The 15,956-nt window shown below is 63.6% G+C and carries 17 protein-coding genes; 10 read left to right on the top strand and 7 right to left on the bottom strand.

Going from position 1 to position 15,956, the window contains the following annotated elements; genetic code table 11:
• Positions 1 to 77: 77 nt before the first annotated feature.
• Complete coding sequence (locus P0Y59_15020) at positions 78 to 977, bottom strand: diacylglycerol kinase family protein (protein WEJ98254.1); 900 nt, start codon at positions 975 to 977, stop codon at positions 78 to 80.
• A 99-nt stretch (positions 978 to 1,076) separates the two neighbouring features.
• Positions 1,077 to 1,865, bottom strand: a complete 789-nt coding sequence (locus tag P0Y59_15025) for a methyltransferase domain-containing protein (GenBank protein ID WEJ98255.1) — start codon at positions 1,863 to 1,865, stop codon at positions 1,077 to 1,079.
• A 124-nt stretch (positions 1,866 to 1,989) separates the two neighbouring features.
• Here P0Y59_15025 and P0Y59_15030 point away from each other — a divergent pair, with 124 nt between their 5' ends.
• Positions 1,990 to 2,433, top strand: a complete 444-nt coding sequence (locus tag P0Y59_15030; protein WEJ98256.1) for an Rrf2 family transcriptional regulator — start codon at positions 1,990 to 1,992, stop codon at positions 2,431 to 2,433.
• Here P0Y59_15030 and P0Y59_15035 read toward each other — a convergent pair.
• Both P0Y59_15035 and P0Y59_15040 read right to left on the bottom strand, forming a co-directional pair.
• On the bottom strand, positions 2,430 to 2,687 hold the full coding sequence (locus tag P0Y59_15035) for a hypothetical protein (GenBank protein WEJ98257.1): 258 nt from the start codon (positions 2,685 to 2,687) through the stop codon (positions 2,430 to 2,432). The two genes, P0Y59_15030 and P0Y59_15035, sit on opposite strands and share 4 nt — an antisense overlap.
• A gap of 170 nt (positions 2,688 to 2,857) precedes the next feature.
• Positions 2,858 to 3,727: a LysR family transcriptional regulator gene (locus P0Y59_15040; GenBank protein WEJ98258.1), complete on the bottom strand. Its 870-nt coding sequence runs from the start codon at positions 3,725 to 3,727 to the stop codon at positions 2,858 to 2,860.
• A 105-nt stretch (positions 3,728 to 3,832) separates the two neighbouring features.
• On the opposite strand from P0Y59_15040, the gene blaOXA reads away from it, so the two are divergent.
• The 9 genes from blaOXA to P0Y59_15085 all read left to right on the top strand — a co-directional run bounded on the left by blaOXA (position 3,833) and on the right by P0Y59_15085 (position 12,022).
• A complete protein-coding gene (blaOXA, locus tag P0Y59_15045; GenBank protein ID WEJ98259.1) occupies positions 3,833 to 4,675 on the top strand; it encodes a class D beta-lactamase in 843 nt (280 codons plus the stop codon).
• Between the two features lie 60 nt (positions 4,676 to 4,735).
• The gene (locus tag P0Y59_15050) at positions 4,736 to 6,250 is read left to right on the top strand and encodes a hypothetical protein (protein WEJ98260.1); all 1,515 of its coding nucleotides are present in this window, start codon (positions 4,736 to 4,738) and stop codon (positions 6,248 to 6,250) included.
• The gene (locus P0Y59_15055) at positions 6,247 to 6,711 is read left to right on the top strand and encodes a lysozyme inhibitor LprI family protein (GenBank protein ID WEJ98261.1); all 465 of its coding nucleotides are present in this window, start codon (positions 6,247 to 6,249) and stop codon (positions 6,709 to 6,711) included. Before P0Y59_15050 ends, P0Y59_15055 begins: the two co-directional genes overlap by 4 nt.
• 303 nt (positions 6,712 to 7,014) lie before the next feature.
• Positions 7,015 to 7,782, top strand: coding sequence for a hypothetical protein (locus P0Y59_15060; protein ID WEJ98262.1), 768 nt, complete (start codon positions 7,015 to 7,017; stop codon positions 7,780 to 7,782).
• Between the two features lie 144 nt (positions 7,783 to 7,926).
• The gene (locus P0Y59_15065) at positions 7,927 to 8,334 is read left to right on the top strand and encodes a hypothetical protein (GenBank protein ID WEJ98263.1); all 408 of its coding nucleotides are present in this window, start codon (positions 7,927 to 7,929) and stop codon (positions 8,332 to 8,334) included.
• A 64-nt stretch (positions 8,335 to 8,398) separates the two neighbouring features.
• Positions 8,399 to 8,728 carry a hypothetical protein gene (locus P0Y59_15070; GenBank protein WEJ98264.1) on the top strand — a complete coding sequence of 110 codons (330 nt, stop codon included), beginning with the start codon at positions 8,399 to 8,401 and terminating at the stop codon, positions 8,726 to 8,728.
• 700 nt (positions 8,729 to 9,428) lie between these two features.
• Positions 9,429 to 9,971 carry a hypothetical protein gene (locus P0Y59_15075; protein ID WEJ98265.1) on the top strand — a complete coding sequence of 181 codons (543 nt, stop codon included), beginning with the start codon at positions 9,429 to 9,431 and terminating at the stop codon, positions 9,969 to 9,971.
• Complete coding sequence (locus tag P0Y59_15080; GenBank protein ID WEJ98266.1) at positions 9,943 to 11,580, top strand: terminase family protein; 1,638 nt, start codon at positions 9,943 to 9,945, stop codon at positions 11,578 to 11,580. The genes P0Y59_15075 and P0Y59_15080 overlap by 29 nt, the downstream gene beginning before the upstream one ends.
• Before the next feature lie 166 nt (positions 11,581 to 11,746).
• Positions 11,747 to 12,022, top strand: coding sequence for a hypothetical protein (locus P0Y59_15085; protein WEJ98267.1), 276 nt, complete (start codon positions 11,747 to 11,749; stop codon positions 12,020 to 12,022).
• Between the two features lie 119 nt (positions 12,023 to 12,141).
• On the opposite strand, the gene P0Y59_15090 is transcribed toward P0Y59_15085, so the two are convergent.
• The 3 genes from P0Y59_15090 to P0Y59_15100 form a co-directional block, all read right to left on the bottom strand.
• Positions 12,142 to 12,816 carry a hypothetical protein gene (locus P0Y59_15090; protein WEJ98268.1) on the bottom strand — a complete coding sequence of 225 codons (675 nt, stop codon included), beginning with the start codon at positions 12,814 to 12,816 and terminating at the stop codon, positions 12,142 to 12,144.
• Positions 12,817 to 12,921: 105 nt separating this feature from the next.
• The gene (locus tag P0Y59_15095) at positions 12,922 to 13,350 is read right to left on the bottom strand and encodes a hypothetical protein (GenBank protein WEJ98269.1); all 429 of its coding nucleotides are present in this window, start codon (positions 13,348 to 13,350) and stop codon (positions 12,922 to 12,924) included.
• 317 nt (positions 13,351 to 13,667) lie between these two features.
• Positions 13,668 to 15,773, bottom strand: a complete 2,106-nt coding sequence (locus P0Y59_15100; protein WEJ98270.1) for a TonB-dependent receptor — start codon at positions 15,771 to 15,773, stop codon at positions 13,668 to 13,670.
• Between the last annotated feature and the right edge of the window lie 183 nt (positions 15,774 to 15,956).

Here is a 15,956-nt window from a genome sequence, read left to right on the forward strand (position 1 = left end):
AACAGTGACGCGAGCGATCGCCCAACCTGTCGACGAAGCGTATTGCAAACCCGAGATCCTGAAGAAAATATCGCGCATCACGGCACCAGCACCTCAATCACCCCTGCCGCGACCCGCGCCGTCACCGGCGTCCTGGCCAGAAGCTCGCCGTCGATCGAGATCGCCATCGGCGGCTCGGTCACAATGCGGAGTTCGGTGCCGGAGAAATACCGCACCGTCTCGTGCCGCGCATCGAGGCGGAGGATGCTCGTGACCCAGTTCCTGATCAGCCGGGTCCTGGCGTGCCCGGTCACCGCCTGGACGACGATCGCGCCATTATCCACCGCCGCCTGCTCGTTGAGTTCCGTCCCGCCATGATAGGGCCCGTTCGAGATGCGCACCTCGACCACCGCCAGCCGTTCCGCCGCAGCGCCCTCGCCCACGATCAGGGTGAAGGGGCGGAAGTGAAGAAATTCCCATGCGGCCCAGCCAAGATAGCCGGCGCGGCCGAGATATTTCTTGAGCGCGTGCGGCACCGACTGGGCGATGCGCGGCGCGATGCCGATCGCGGCGCCGTTCGCGAAATAATCATCGTCGATCATGCCGAGGTCGATGCGTCGCCGCCGTCCGCCAGCGATGACCTCAAGCGCGCCGTCGATGTCGACCGGGATGCCAAGCGTGCGCGCGAAGCTGTTCGCGGTGCCGAGCGGCAGCACCGCCAGCACCGTCTCCGTGCCGACCAGATAGTCGACCAGCCCGCTGATCGTGCCGTCCCCGCCCCCGAGGATCAGCAGGTCGGGCTTCTTCGCCAGCGCCCGTTTCACCACCGCGCCGAGTTGGGCGGGATCATCCACGGCGTGCGCGTCGACCGGGTAAGGCAGGTCAGCGCACCGCACGCAGGCCCGGTCGAACAACGCCCTGCCCCGGCGCGACCGCGCGTTGACGACCATTGCCGCGCTGCGGATCCGGGGCGTGTTGGCTGGGCTGATTCCGTTCATCTGGCGCGAGAACGTACGCCGGCGGCTTTCGGGGCCAATCGCGGGAATGTGGCAGCAAAGAGGGCTGGTCGCGTCGTCCGCCAGCCCCGTACCGGCGCGCTACACCCGCCGCGCGATCGCGATCAACGCCGGTGACGGAATCGGCAAGCTGCCACCCGCCCCGGCCACGCTGGCGCGGATCGAGGCGAACGCCTCCTGCTGCTGCTCCTCGTCGAGCGCCGCCCAGATCGGGCTGAACTGGAATATCCGGCCGGGGTCCGCGAGCGCCGCCATGTCCAGCATGAAATCATGAGTCACCCGACTAATCCGCACGTCGGCGAAGCCGGCCGCGACCATCGCCGCCTCGAACCGGGCGGGATCGCTGAATTCGTTCATGCCCTCGATCGGCCGGGGCTGAACGACACCAGGGAACAGCGCGGCGACACGATCAGCCAGCAACAGGTTCGACGCGGCCCCACCCGGATGCGTCCAGCTCGCCACGCAGCCGAGCCCGCCGGGCCGCACCACCCGCGCCATCTCCGCCAGCCCGCGGCGCCAGTCCGGAAAGAGCATGATGCCGAAGATCGAGAAGGCGGCGTCGAAACACGCATCGGGCAGGTCGAGCGCCTGGCCGTCCATCACCAGCGCATCGATATTGGGCAGGCCATGCGATAGCACCGCGGAGACCATGCCCGCCGAGAAATCGGTCGCCAGCACCTGTGCCCCGCCCCGCGCCGCCACCAGGGCAAGCGCGCCGGCCCCGCAGGCAATGTCGAGCACCGTCGCTCCGGCGGGCAACCCCGCCTGCCGCCACGCCTGCCCCGCATAGACCGAGGTGAAGGCATGGGCCATTTTCTGATATTCGGACTGGCTGTCCCAGAAACCCGGGTCGTTGAGGTTCGCGCTCATATTCTTCCCTCGCGATCGGCGGGCGACGCCGCTTTTGGTGAGCGCGCCTGATGTCACGCAACTTATGATGTGTCGAGTATGTTCGTGACTTGCCATCGACGCGTGCAATCACGACACAGGGACGATGAGACAGGACAGCAGGCTTTCGCGGATGCTCCACGTGCTGCTCCACATGGCGCGGCACGAAGGGCCCGCCACGTCGGAGACGATCGCGAAGATGCTGGGGACCAACCCGGTGGTGGTGCGCCGCACGATGGCCGGCCTGCGCGAGGCCGGCTATGTCCGGTCGGAGAAGGGGCATGGCGGCGGCTGGTCGATCGCGTGCGACCTTGACTCGGTCTCGCTGCTCGACATTCATCGCGCAGTGGGTGGCCCCACTCTCTTTGCCATCGGCAATGAGAGCGACAACCCCGGCTGCGCGGTCGAGCAGGTGGTCAACGCCGCCCTCGACGATGCCCTACACGAGGCCGAGGCCCTGCTGATCGCCCGACTGGGCACGGTGAGCCTGGCAACGCTGGCGACGGCATTCGACGCGCGGTGCCAGGAAATATTGCGACCGGTTCCCTAGCCTTCAGGCTTTACGCCCATATGGTTCACTATGGACTGATCGTACCCGGCGCCCGCTTCCCTTTCCCAGGCACCATCGAGCACGGCGTCCGGCGCCGCGATGAGGCGCGACAACAGGCGTTGCAGGTCGAGGATGCAATGTTCGACATGAGCCCGCAACAGACGCCTTTCAGCGATGTCCAGCGCGTCCATGTCCAGCACCAGTAATGCGCGCAACGCCACGATGCTGTCGGTGATTTTGTCCAGTTCGGTCATCCTGCCTCCCGCTTGGCGCTACGCGCCAGCTACGTGCAAGGAGGCGATCCGGATGCAGGCCGAAACGATAAAGGTCGCCGGGGCGGTTACCGGGCGGGGCAGACGCGCCGATAAGCGATGTGCCGGATGACGAATCCGACGCCGATGGCCATTGCGTCGGCCCGCCTGCCCTAACCTGCTACCGCCGCCAGCAGCCAATCCCGGAACGACAGCATCGCCGGGTTGGGCGTGCGCGACTTGAGCCAGGTGAGCCAGTAGCGGCCGGTTGCAACCTGCTCCGCGAAGGGCCTGACCAGCGCACCGTGCTCGATCGGACGGGCGAGCATCGCTGGTGGGGCGAGCGCCACGCCCACACCCTGCATCGCAGCCTCGGCCATCGTCACCGAACTGTCGAAGACCGGGCCGTGCAGCGGCGGCGCGGCCACACCGGCCGCGGCGAACCAGCGCGGCCATTCGTCGGCGCGATAGGAGCGGAGCAACGTGGCGGCGAGCAGGTCGCGCGGTTCGGCCAGGGTGCGGGCTATGGCGGGAGTACAGAGCGGGGTCAGCGGCGTTTCCATCAGCGCGACACTCTCCGTCCCGTGCCACGCGCCGTCGCCGAAGCGGATCGCGAAATCCAGGCCCTCGCCCGCGATGTCGACCCGGTTGTTGTTGGTGAACAGGCGCAGGTCGATACGCGGATGGGCCGCGCGAAACAGGGGCAGCCGCGGCAGCAGCCAGCCCGTTGCGAAAGTGCCGACCGCGGCGACCGACAGGACCTGAACCGTCATGCCGCCCCCGATGCCCTCGACCAGTTCGGCGATGCGATCGAAGCTGTCGGCGAGCGCGGGGAGCAGCGCCAGCCCTTCATCGGTGAGCGCCAAGCCGCGCGGCAGGCGGCGGAACAGCTGGACGCCCAGGCGGGTCTCAAGCCCCTTCACCTGATGGCTGACCGCCGCCTGCGTCACGCACAGCTCGATCGCGGCACGGGTGAAGGAAAGGTGGCGCGCCGATGCCTCGAACGCGCGCAGGGCATTGAGCGGCAGATGCGGGCGGACCATCGCCGCGCCATAAGTTAATCTAGGGGCTCGTGCCAGCTTTGATCCTTTGTGTGCGGGGCCCTGCCCACCCTAGCCTGCGCATCATCGGGACAGAGGAGAATGAACATGGCGATCGACCGGCGGACCTTCACGACACGGTTGCTGCTTGGCGCAGGTGCTGGAATCGTCGGATTTCCGGGGACTGCCGAAGCGATCATCGCGCAACCGGCGCGCGCGACCCTGCTGGTCGACCAGGCGACAGGCAAGGTGCTGCACCGGTCGGGCCAATGCGCAACGCGCTTCTCGCCCTGCTCGACCTTCAAGATTCCCTTGGCCTTGATGGGCTATGACGCGGGCATCCTGAAGGACGCGCGCACCCCCGCCTGGGACTATGACCCGGCCGTTCACGAGGCGAGCCGGGCGGTCGAGAAGCAGCGCACCGACCCGACGAGCTGGGAGCTGAATTCAGTGATCTGGTATTCGCGGGAGATCACCAAGCGCCTCGGGGCGGCGCGGTTCAAGGCCTATGTCGACCGGCTGGGCTATGGCAATCGAGACGTCAGCGGCAATCCGGGCAAGGGGGACGGGCTGATCAACGCCTGGCTCATGTCCTCGCTCGCCGTCTCGCCCGACGAGCAGGTCGCGATGTTGCGGCGGTTGCTGGCGGGAAAGCTGCTTTCGGCGCAGGCCTGTGCGCTGACCGAGGAGATCCTGCCGCTGTTCGACGGCAGCGGTGGCTGGCGCGTCCAAGGCAAGACCGGGAGCGGCTGGCTGAACGCCCCGGACGGGCATCAGGACAGGACTCAGCCGCTCGGCTGGTTCGTCGGCTGGGCGGACAAGACCGACGGCGGGGGCAAGCGGCGAGTGGTGTTCGCAAAGCTCGCGGCGGGGCCCGGCCTGCCCACGCCCACCACCGGCATGGCGATGCGCGACGATCTGCTGGCGTCGATCGGGCGGCTGGCGGGGTAGGGTCGATTCAAAACCGGCCGCGACCATGCGCAATTGACCTCCCGTTCCAGGAGGCACCGCATGATCCCGACCGACCCGCAGGATGACCTGACAACAGCCTCACCCGACGCCGTCACCGCGCCGGACGAGGCGGACCCGAACCGCCCGCCCGAGGCTCCGCCAGCACCGGAGGAGGAGACGGACGAGCAATGGATGCATCGCTTCCTGGAGGAGAACGCGCACCTCGCCCGTCCGCGCCCGGAGCGGCAGCCTGCCCCGCCGCCCTCGCCCTGGGACGGACCACCTTCGACCTGGAAGGTGCCCGACCATCTGAGCATGCGGCATCCCAAGGGTGGCTATATGGCGATGGCACTGATGTCGCGGACGATGGACGACCTCGACGAGGTCACGAAGGGCGAGCGTGCCGCGACCTATGAGGAGGTGGACAAATATTTCGGCCATGCGCTGATCGCCGAGGGGCTGGTGCCGTTCACCTACACCGCCGGCGAGGCGATCCGGTGGTGGAAATCGGGCGGGTACAAGGTGTTGGCGGGCGCTTCGGAAGGTGATCAGCAGCCCCAGACCGTCATGACCAACAATGAGGCGCAGGCAGAATTGCCAAACTACAGCAGCGCTTTCGGGACACGGCCTGAAGCCGACAGCAGTGTGGTGCATGCCGCCAGCACACTTGACCCAATGCAGGTTCCATTGCCCGGCATTTTATCGAGAGCAATACCCGAACGGGCCGAGCCCGACGTCATCGTCGCCGCCGATCCGCAACGCGTCGCCGATATGCGATCCCTGACGGACGCGGAGTTCGCTCGGCAGTCGGACATGGAGCGATGGCTGGAATCACTGTCGAATCACCCGGCCAGACAGAAAAGCGGACGCGAACTGGGTGTGCTATCAACCCAATATGAAACAGGTGGTCGCGGACCGGGCACCATCTCGTCTGGCAAGAACGACAAGGGTGGCAAATCCTATGGCAGCTACCAGCTTGCCAGCGATACCGGTACGTTGCGTACCTTTCTCAAAAGCAACGAATTCGCCCCCTGGGCCGGCGAGTTCGCGAATCTTACACCGGGCAACGCCGAATTCGACAAGCAGTGGCGCGCTGTCGCCGCCCGCGATCGCGAGGCCTTCCACAAAGCACAACATGCGTTCATCGAACGAACCCATTACAAACCGGCAGTCACGATCATCCGCAAGGAGTCGAAGCTGGACCTCGATTCCAGAAGTGATGCTGTTCGAAACTCGGCATGGTCGGTTGCCGTCCAGCACAAACGTGCAGCGCTCATCCTGTCGCAGGCAGTCGGCGATACGGACCGTGCCATGGCAAGAACCGACCCGGGTTACGACCAGGCGTTGATCGACAATATCTATGATCGGCGCACCGCCTATGTCACCAAGCAGCGCGAGATCGCAATCGCGGACGCAGCCAAGCTTCCCAAAATACCTGCCCCAGAAATCGTAAAGAAGCGAAGGGAATTGCTTGGGCAAGCTAAACAATTTACCGACGTGATAAAGAAACGATATCCATCGGAACGAGCCGCTGCCCAGCAGATGCTAAGCGACGAACAGAAGGGCAGTCGATGATCCAGCGCTTCACATCAAGATTCCGCATCGCTTGCTATAACTCGATTCTCGCTTCCCTATGCGTCGTATTGCCAATCCCGAGTTCGGCCTTTGGCCGGAGCCAAGCGGATACAGGGGGCAAGGCGGTCGAAAGCGCCTATGAGCGATGCTCCAGCGCCGCGCGAGCCGTGATGCCCAAGATCTTCGATTGTCAGCGTGCCGAACTCGACCGGGTCGATAACGCCCTCAACCGAACCTATCAGCAACTTCGGCGAACCCTGCCACCGACGCGATTCCGGAAATTGCGGATCGAGGAGCGGGCATGGCTCAAACGGCTCGATAAGACCTGTACGAAGGAAGCCGGCGGGAGCGACGCCCTCGGCCAAGATTCCCAGTTCTTCTGGCTGGGCTGCCTGATCCGGGAAACCGATACGCGCCTCAGCAAGTTGGAGGCGCTATTGCCAGGCCGTCGCCCCCGATGAAGGACGGTCCACGATTTCACAGGCGCCCCTCGCCGCGCGCGGCCGGACACACAGATTGACTTTGCGAGAACAAATCACGGTTGTGGCGACACCGAGGCACTGTTCAAAGACATCATTCCGATGCGACCGTTTACAATACCAAGGTCGGCTGGCATGAAATGGTCGACGGTCAATTGATTTTCACGGCGCCCTTGACAGCAGTCACTAAATCGCAAGCTTCGGCTATTCAGCACAATCTGACTTCAGCCCAGGAAAAACACCTTACCCCGAAGGCAAAGAAAGCGAAGCAGGGAAAACTTTGAGATGCGCAAGCTGGCGGGAATAGCGCTCACCTTTGGATTGATCCTGGCAACATGGGCAGTTCCTCAAGCTTTTAGCAAGGCGCTCCAGCAGGTCGATCCATCCGAACCCGTCAAACCGCAGGCAGCGTCGTCCGCCGAGGTACAGGCCCTGCCATGCTTCGACGTAGCGTTGGTTGCCAGTGCGCCACGGTATCGCTGGCTCTCAGTTCCCGAGGACGATGATATCATTATTCGCTGGCCAGTTCGTATTACCTTCGATGTTGAGGAGGTGATAGCCGGACGGGTGGCCGGATCGACCGTCACCATCAACACGGGCCTGCATACCCGCTATAATAGCCGCATCCGATATTTCCTGTTCTATCTCAAATCGGACAGATCGGGCGGATACCGTATCGTCGAGATGTCCGATAGCCTCGTGCGTAGCAGGGATGGCAGCTTCGTCATCCCGGTGACAGCGCCATTCGCTCCGCCCCCCGAGGCCGACGATCTCAACCCGCCCCCCGATTACGAGAAGCTATTGCGTCCGATCCGCTATGACGCCGCGGATGCCTGGTGGTTGCAATCGTCCGACCTGGAAACCCGTGCAGACGGCAGCATCGCGACTGAAGCCCATCCGTGGGGCGTGGTGAGGAAGAGCGGCATCCTCGCCCCACGCGGTCTTAGGGTCGACGATGTCGTGAAGTCGATCGCGAACCGTCGCTGTTCGGGTTCTACGCGCAAATCCGGACCAAGTGACCCGGGCACAGATCCTATCAGATTCACCAAGTGACAACGACGAATCGACAATAATGCACAAAATGGTGAATTTAAATACCCCCGACATCGTTATTCCGACACCAGATTGTGTGATAAATAATCGATATCAAGGTATCAGGATATTTCAAATGAAGGTCGTTGATTTTATTTTCCATTAATGGACCGAATCGAAGCCACAAAAATACAAATAACGACGACATGTGCAATAAGCACTTTATTATGGCATTATCGTAGCGATTTTTCAAATAATGACCGAAGCCTAAAGGCCCTTATACACGAATTTTACCATGTCGCGCAATATCAGCGCCTTGGCTTCAAGAATTTTGGCGATCGGTACGTCACCGATGAACTGGTGTTCGGCCCATCCCTCGATCAGGGTTTTGATCGGAATGCGGTATACAGATATGATAAGCGGAGCCGTACATTCGACAACGAGACCATCGAAGGGCAAGCCCAGACGGCCGGTGATTATGCGGCATTGCGCGCGGCCAACAATCCATCAACATTGGCTGAACGGCGCCGGCTTGAAGCGCGTCTGAAAGGGTCGGGCATATATGGCTTTTAGACATCCTGGGCTTTCGCTGCTTTCCGGAGCAGCCCTTTTATGCCTTTCGTCCTGCCAGCTTGCGGTGAAAATCACCGTCACGCAACTGGACGATGGCCGCATCGTGATCGCATCAGCCGACGGGACAGACCACCCGCCGTGCATCTACACTGTCAACATCATCAAGCTTGTAGACGGAAAAGACGAAATCGACTCGCCGCACATTTGGACAGTGAATCGCGACTTGGGGCTGGACGACGACAAATGCAAAAACAAGATCATCTACCCCGAAATCCCGGCTCATTATCACGGCGAATCCGACGAGCCACTGGTACCCGGCCATCGATATGTCATCGATATCTACGGTGCCAGTTACGGCGCGGGCACGACGATCGTGAGACGCGGTCATCGATAAGGAGACCATCGGAGGGCAAGCCCAGACGGCCGGTGACTATGCGGCATTGCGCGCGGCCAACAATCCATCAACATTGGCTGAACGGCGCCGGCTTGAAGCGCGTCTGAAAGGGTCGGGTATATATGGCTTCTAGACATCCTGGGCTTTCGCTGCTTTCCGGAGCAGCCCTTTTATGCCTTTCGTCCTGCCAGCTTGCCGTAGATATCGTCGTTCGGCAGTTCGACGATGGCCGGATAAGCATCGAAACGGACGATGGGAGCAAGCACCCGCCCTGTATCAAAAGTATCGATGTATCGCGCGTAGCTCCCGGAAAATCCGGTTTTGCCATCCCCGATGTTTGGATGATCTCCCTACTACTCGAGGTGGAAGATGCCGAGAATTGTAGAAGCAAGATCGTCTACCCCGAGATTCCTCCGCACTACCAAGGCTCGTCAAAGGCGAAGATGGAAGCGGGACAGGAATATCGTGTGTCAGTGAGCGGCCCCGGTTTCGGCACCGAAAAGATCTTCGTGCGACGCGCACTTCCAAGATTCCGCTGAAAGCCGATGCACCGGAGATATGCAACCCGACGCGCCTCACCTGCCCGTGCTCACCATGTCCGTTAACCCACGCGATATGGGCTGACCATCGCAACAACTGCCCTCAACGTTTCGCAAGCCCCTCGATTCAATCCTGCGACGTCCTCCCCTAACCACGGGCGATGACGAGGCGCAGCGCGAGCATGGAGGAGAAGTTGCTGACCGGCATCGCCGGTGGCCGCACCTTGCGGGAGCTGTGCCGGGCACTGCAGGTGGGCCGATCCACCGTCTATGACTGGATGAAGGACGAGGATTTCGCGCACCGCATGGCCTGGGCACGCGCGATCGGCTTCGATGCGATCGCGGAGGAGATGCTCGAGATCGCCGATGACAGCCGCAACGACTGGGTGATGCGAGCTGACGCCGAGGAGAAGGACCCGCCGGTCCGCAACCCGGACAGTATCGCCCGGTCCAAGCTGCGCATCGATACGCGCTTGCGGGTGCTCGCGCACTGGGACCCCCGGCGCTATGGCGCGGCCGGGAGCGCGGCTACCGGCGGCGGCATCGCCGGAATGACCGCGAGCGACGGCGGCGGCGAAGGCGGCAGCCAGACGGCGGCAGAGCCGGTCGCGATCGCCGCGCGGCTTGCCTCGCTCCTCACCACCATCAGCGCGCGCGAGCCCGACCTGATCGGACATGGCGACGACATCGATGATCCCGACTGATCCCGCCGCGCTCGACGGCCTGCTCGCCCGCGCCACACCGGAGGAACGGGCCGAGATCGCCACACTGCTCGCCGCCGATGCCCGGGCCTGCCCGTGGCGGCCGCAGCCCGGCGCCCAGATGCGCGCGCTCGATAGCGCGGCCGACATCACCGGCTATGGCGGCGCGGCGGGCGGCGGCAAATCCGATCTGGTCGCCGGGCTGGCGCTCACCCGGCACCGCCGGTCGCTGATCCTGCGGCGGGAGAAGGCGCAGACCGACGGCATCGTCCAGCGCATCGGGGAGATCCTAGGCTCGACCAGGGGCTATGCCGCGCAGAAATCGGTGTGGAGGATTCCGGCCCCAGACGGCGGCCGCCTGATCGAGTTCGGCGGGCTCGACAATCCGGGCGATCACCACAAATGGCAGGGCCGTGCGCACGACCTGATCGCCTATGACGAGGTGACCGAGATGCGCGAGGCGCAGGTGCGCTTCACCATGGGCTGGGCACGGACCAGCGACCCGGGCCAGCGCGCCCGGGTGCTGATGACGTTCAACCCGCCGACCAGCGCGGAGGGCCGCTGGGTGCTCGATTTCTTCGGGCCCTGGCTCGACAGGAACCATTCCAACCCGGCCGAACCAGGCGAGCTTCGCTGGTTCACCACCATCCGCGGGCGGGACGTGGAGGTGCCGCGCGCCGAACCCTTCGTGATCTTCCGGCACCAGCCGCTCTATGATTTCGACCCGGCCGATTTCGGCGCGGAGAAGATCATCACGCCGCGATCGCGCACCTTCGTGCCGAGCCGGGTGACCGACAATTTCTTCTATCTGCGTACCGGCTACATCGACACGCTCCAGGCGATGCCTGAACCGCTACGCTCGCAGATGCTCAACGGCGATTTCGCGGCCGGGGTTGAGGACGACGACTGGCAGGTCATCCCCACCGCCTGGATCGACGCGGCGATGGCACGCTGGCGGCCGTGCGATTCCCCGGGCGATCCGATGCCGGCAATGGACTCGATGGGCGTCGACGTCGCGGTGGGCGGCCGCGACGCTTTCGTCATCGCGTGCCGGCACGGCGGCTGGTTCGCCCCGCTGATCCGCATTCCCGGGCGCGAGATCCCGCAGGAAGCTGGCGGGCCCGTTACCGCCGGCCATGTCATCCGCCACCGGCGCGACCGGGCCGTGGTCCATGTCGATGTAATCGGATGGGGCCTGACCACCGCGAATTTCCTCACCGAGAATGGCGTGCAGACCGTCGCGGTCAATGCCGCCGCCGCCAGCGCCGCCGGAACCTCTGACGGGCGGCTGAAATTCGCCAATATGCGCGCCGAGATGGTGTGGCGTCTGCGCGAGGCGATCGACCCGCAAGGGGCCGACCCGATCGCCCTGCCCGACGATGCGACATTGCGCGCCGACCTGGCGGCCTATCACTGGAGCGTGACGGCGCGCGGCATCCTGGTGCGGTCGAAGGACGAGATGAAGGCGATGCTCGGCCGCTCACCCGATGCAGGCGACGCGGTGTGCCTGGCGAATTTCCGGTCGATGAAGCTGGAGGTGTGGGAGGATCTGCACCGGAATCGGCGCGGGGCGGAGGAGTCGGCGGAGGACCTGTACCGCGATCTGCGCTGACGCGGGCGACGTCGTACGACGAAGCGAGCCGACACGTGGGACGAACCGATCCGGTGAATTCCGCACGCCCCGCAAGTGGCTCGCTCCACCGACTCAGGGTCGAAACGACTAAAGCCCTGCCCCATGTCCCTGGGCACAGGGGCCCAATATCGAGAGGATAACAGCCATGAATATCAGGATCTTGAGTACTGCCGTCGCCGGTGCCGCGCTTGCCATCGCCCTGCCCGCCACCGCGCAGCAGGTGCCGCCGAGCAGCCCGCCGACAACCAATGCGCCAACGGCCGACCCCATGAGCCAGCCGCCGGCGCCCGAGGCGACGACGCCGGCACCCGCACCGGACAGCACGACAACCACGGCGCCGGCCGATTCGTCGGCAACTACCGCCAGCACGCCCACCGACGAGCCGGCGGACACGGGCAAGAAGAAAAAGCGGAGGAACTGATCCAGCCGACGGGCTGATCGATGAAGCGGCGCAGGGGAGACCCTGCGCCGTTTTTTATATCGGGGCGCCGCATCCGGAACTGAAGCTGTGGAATGAGGCCCCGGTCCAGGGCCGCACGCTCACCCCTTATAGGCCATGCCGCCGTTGTTCGAAGCGTCCCGAAGATTGCCGAAGATCGACGGCCAGTCCAGCTTGCCGAAGCGCGCGGTGTCGCCGGACAGCAGGGTGTCGCCCTCGCTTCGCATCGCCGGCGTCCAGCCAAGCGCGTCCCGCACATCCTGGCTGGCACTGTCGTAGAGCGCGTTCAGCGTCATTGCATGCGCACGGCGATCGCCGTTCATCGTGGCGTTCTGGAACGGCTGGAGGGTCTTCGCCAGGCGCAGGTTGAGCCAGCCGGCCGCATCGTTCGATTCGTCTTGCGAGAAGGAACCGCCATGATCGACAGCGATCGCTGCCAGTTCCTCGTCGCTAAGCGCACTCATATCGAGCTGGCGGCCACCCTTTGCCGTGTCGAAGGTGATGAAGGTGCCGTCCGATTTGGCATCCGCGTACAATGCATCCAGCTTGCTTCGGGCCGCAATTGCATTGTCAGCCGGGCTGGGCTTCTGAAGCGCCGCCGCGGCCGCCTTCGCAGCGTCGGAGATCTGAACGACATCACCGGTATCCATGGCGGATGTTTTCGCCGCGTCGTTGGTTCTTGACGCCGACGGCGCAAGCGCGGCGTATTTGGAGGCTGTCGTACCCAGCGCGATGCCGGAGCGATTGAATCCGACGCCGGTCGTTGAAATACTCACGCGCCCTCCGCCTGCACTTGCCCATAGGCCATTACCGAAACAAAATACTAAGCCGATCTCTATAAAAAGAAGTGAATGGGGCGCGCGCCGCACGCCCCATTCGACTTACTTCATTGAAAAGACCGCCGCGAAATTGCCGTTCGTGAAGATCTGCGAGATATCCTGGCTGACGACCTTGCAGGTCGCGCTGCCGCTCGCGGTCGTCGAGGCGTTCGGGGTCCAATAGGCCGATGCGCCGGTCAGCGGATTCGCTGGCGTGTAGATGGTCGAGATATGGAAGACGCACTGCTTCGTACCGATCTTGTAGGTCACGTGCGCGGCCGAGGTCGTGCCGCAATTCGTGCTGGAGGTGGGCGAGGTCGCGCCGGCCAGGATGTTCGCTGGTGTCGGCGCGAAGACGCCACAGGTGTTCACGCCGTTCGGCACCATCGTGGCCGTCCCGACATTCTGGAATGTCATCGACACGGACGAAGCGAATGCAGGCGCGCTCGACAACAGGGCGACAATACCGGCAACGACAGACAAAGTCCTCATGGTGAATATCCTCTCGGTTATGCTGCAATAGCATTCAAGTAAATGCCAGAGACGAACTCGATTGAAAACACATGTTACGACTTTTTTGGGACGACAGTGGAGGATATCGCTACCAAATTGGAGTCAACGCTAATATATATTGCAGAAATTATATAAACCGATGTGGCGATAATAATTTACGACCAAAGCTGATCCAGATCAGCCAGAACAATGCTTTGAGAAAATGGGAATACCGGAAATCTTGTTACGGGACCAATTCGAAAAGACCGGCTGTCGCCCAAGTCGCATCCTGGCCGGATGACGCCCCCTCCACGCGGTCACAATGCGCGGCTTGCCCGAATGACGATGACACGACCTGTCGGGTCAAGGAATGCAGGGCTGAATGCTGCGGGGACCTGCCCGTTGGAATCTCGCACCGAGAACCGTTTGTCGAACAGGTTCTCGACTGTCAGCCAGAGGCGAAGCGGTTTCGACCGGTCCGGTTTCGAATCCTTTTGCGGAAGCGTCCAGGACATCCCTGCGTCCGCGGTGCCAAAAGCGGCGTATCGGATCGAATAGGGAGCCAAGGCCGAGATATCCTCCACGCGAGCCCCCGATCTCCACCGCGCGCCGAGCTGGAACGTGAAGGCCCGATAGGAGGCATCCACCTCAATGTTGATCCTGTGCCGCGGTGTGCCCTGGACGCCATCAAGGGGGGTCTTCAGCAGATCGATGCCAGCCGCGCCGGCGGAAGGGCTCAGCGTGTCCTGCAATGTCAATTCGTGCGTGACGCTGAAATCCCAGGTGATCGCGCGATTGTCCGCCAAAGCGGGTGCGCCACCACCTGTCGCACCTAAGGTGCCGGTGAGGTGCAGATTGGATTTCAGGATGTTGCGCCGTTCCTCGGACGCGTTGAACGGGCGCACATCTATGGAGACGAGCTGACCGGCACCATCTCTTGTGAACCGGCCGGGGAATACGCGCTGAAACAGCGCGCTCGCATAGCCGGTATAGACGACCGGGTTGGCGATCCTTGACGATATATATTCAGTCGTGGCGGAGATATTGGTCGACCCGACGGCCTTGCTCAGGCTGAGGCGGAGCGTCGACATATCTTCCGACACGGCGCGCAGACGGGTTTCGCCCCCGGATATGCGCGTCACCAGAACATAGTCGCCGGTCAGCGTGTCGACCACCAGCACACCTGGCGTATAGACAATAGCATCCCGGCTCCGGTTGAGGACGGGCGGCGCCTCGGCGCGGCTCCGGCCCAGGCTGAGCGAGAGGAAATCGGCCGGCTGCCATTCGACGCTGGCATCATAGCTCGGGTATCGGCCGGCGGAACTTACCCATTCGGAATCGGCGCTCGCCGACAGCGCGACCCGCCCCAGGAAACCGCCAAGGGGCACGCCCGGGCCGACGACCGGCACGTCAAACCCGAGATGCCCCCGATACCGCCCCTGTCCGGCCACCTGCCGTGACGGCTGAATCCCGCCGTTCGTCGATACGAGGCGCTGGAGCGAGCCGCTCAGCCTCATATTGGCGGCCAGGTCGCCGGCAGGCAGCGACACCAGGGGCGCATTCGCGCTCAGGGCGGCCCCCAGGGTGCCGCTGCTGGACGAGATGGCGAGCGGCACATAGCTCGCAGGAAGAGCCGCCAGATCCCCATCAGCCGAAAGGCCGGTGATTTCCTGCCGGGAAAGCTGGCTGCCTGTCCGGGAGACCGTGACGGAGCCGGTAAGTTCGCCCGCCCAGGTGATGCGCTTCAGCGCACCGGAGGCGCTGAGGCCGATCTGGTAGAAACGCGTGCGCGACGCATCGATCACGCCGCGCGCCGTGATGGATTGCGCTGAATTGCCGCCAGCCCCGACATTCCCTTCCCCAGGCTCCACCAGCGTGAATCTGGCAAGCTGCCGCGACAGCGAATCGGAAAGCGCCGCGGATATTGTCACGCTGGTGGAACCAAGGGGCAGCGCCAGCCCGGCCGTAAGGGAGGCCGCTCTGCTCGACGGCAGCAAGGTGCGATAGGGAGTCAGCGCATCGTTCGCTCCACCTTCGAGAAGGGCGATGCGGTCGCGGCCGTCCAGCCCGGTATTTCCCTGCAGGGATACAGAAGCATTGAAGCGCTTCTCCTGGTCGATCTTGATGTGGCGCAGGGCAGCGGTCGCGTCGTCGCCCCCACCCTCCGTGGGCAAGCGCACTCCAAGGTCGGCGGTCGTCGAGGCAAAACGGGGCTTGAGGACAAGGTTCAGGACCTTGTTCTCCGGCGTGAAGCCATAGTTTCCGGCGCTCCTGTTCGACAGAATCTGGATCTCGGCCAGCGCCTCCGGGGGAACGTCGCGAAGATCCGAGATGTCCGCCAGCCTGCGGCCGTTCACGATGATCGAAAAGGGGCGTCCGCCATTGCGGCGTTCAAGGCGTTCGATAACCTCGCCGATCGTCATGGCGCCCAATGACCGGATGCTGTCGGCGGCGTATCGATCCTCGACTGAGCCTGGCGCATTTGGCGGCCGGCGGCCTGTGACAATGATGTCCGAATGGCCGGAACCGGGGGGCGACACCTCCTGCGCCTGGGCCGATGCGCACCCGATCGACACGGCGACGAGAATGGTCGACCCCGCGCATGC

It is taken from the genome of Candidatus Sphingomonas phytovorans (genome assembly GCA_029202385.1).
Lineage (GTDB): Bacteria > Pseudomonadota > Alphaproteobacteria > Sphingomonadales > Sphingomonadaceae > Sphingomonas > Sphingomonas phytovorans.

Excerpts from the sequence above, each read along its gene's own strand:
- P0Y59_15020 (WEJ98254.1), bottom strand. The coding sequence starts at position 977 with ATGAACGGAATCAGCCCAGCCAACACGCCCCGGATCCGCAGCGCGGCA.
- P0Y59_15025 (WEJ98255.1), bottom strand. The coding sequence starts at position 1,865 with ATGAGCGCGAACCTCAACGACCCGGGTTTCTGGGACAGCCAGTCCGAA.
- P0Y59_15030 (WEJ98256.1), top strand. The coding sequence starts at position 1,990 with ATGAGACAGGACAGCAGGCTTTCGCGGATGCTCCACGTGCTGCTCCAC.
- P0Y59_15035 (WEJ98257.1), bottom strand. The coding sequence starts at position 2,687 with ATGACCGAACTGGACAAAATCACCGACAGCATCGTGGCGTTGCGCGCA.
- P0Y59_15040 (WEJ98258.1), bottom strand. The coding sequence starts at position 3,727 with ATGGTCCGCCCGCATCTGCCGCTCAATGCCCTGCGCGCGTTCGAGGCA.
- blaOXA (WEJ98259.1), top strand. The coding sequence starts at position 3,833 with ATGGCGATCGACCGGCGGACCTTCACGACACGGTTGCTGCTTGGCGCA.
- P0Y59_15050 (WEJ98260.1), top strand. The coding sequence starts at position 4,736 with ATGATCCCGACCGACCCGCAGGATGACCTGACAACAGCCTCACCCGAC.
- P0Y59_15055 (WEJ98261.1), top strand. The coding sequence starts at position 6,247 with ATGATCCAGCGCTTCACATCAAGATTCCGCATCGCTTGCTATAACTCG.
- P0Y59_15060 (WEJ98262.1), top strand. The coding sequence starts at position 7,015 with ATGCGCAAGCTGGCGGGAATAGCGCTCACCTTTGGATTGATCCTGGCA.
- P0Y59_15065 (WEJ98263.1), top strand. The coding sequence starts at position 7,927 with ATGGACCGAATCGAAGCCACAAAAATACAAATAACGACGACATGTGCA.
- P0Y59_15075 (WEJ98265.1), top strand. The coding sequence starts at position 9,429 with ATGACGAGGCGCAGCGCGAGCATGGAGGAGAAGTTGCTGACCGGCATC.
- P0Y59_15080 (WEJ98266.1), top strand. The coding sequence starts at position 9,943 with ATGGCGACGACATCGATGATCCCGACTGATCCCGCCGCGCTCGACGGC.
- P0Y59_15085 (WEJ98267.1), top strand. The coding sequence starts at position 11,747 with ATGAATATCAGGATCTTGAGTACTGCCGTCGCCGGTGCCGCGCTTGCC.
- P0Y59_15095 (WEJ98269.1), bottom strand. The coding sequence starts at position 13,350 with ATGAGGACTTTGTCTGTCGTTGCCGGTATTGTCGCCCTGTTGTCGAGC.
- P0Y59_15100 (WEJ98270.1), bottom strand. The coding sequence starts at position 15,773 with ATGACGATCGGCGAGGTTATCGAACGCCTTGAACGCCGCAATGGCGGA.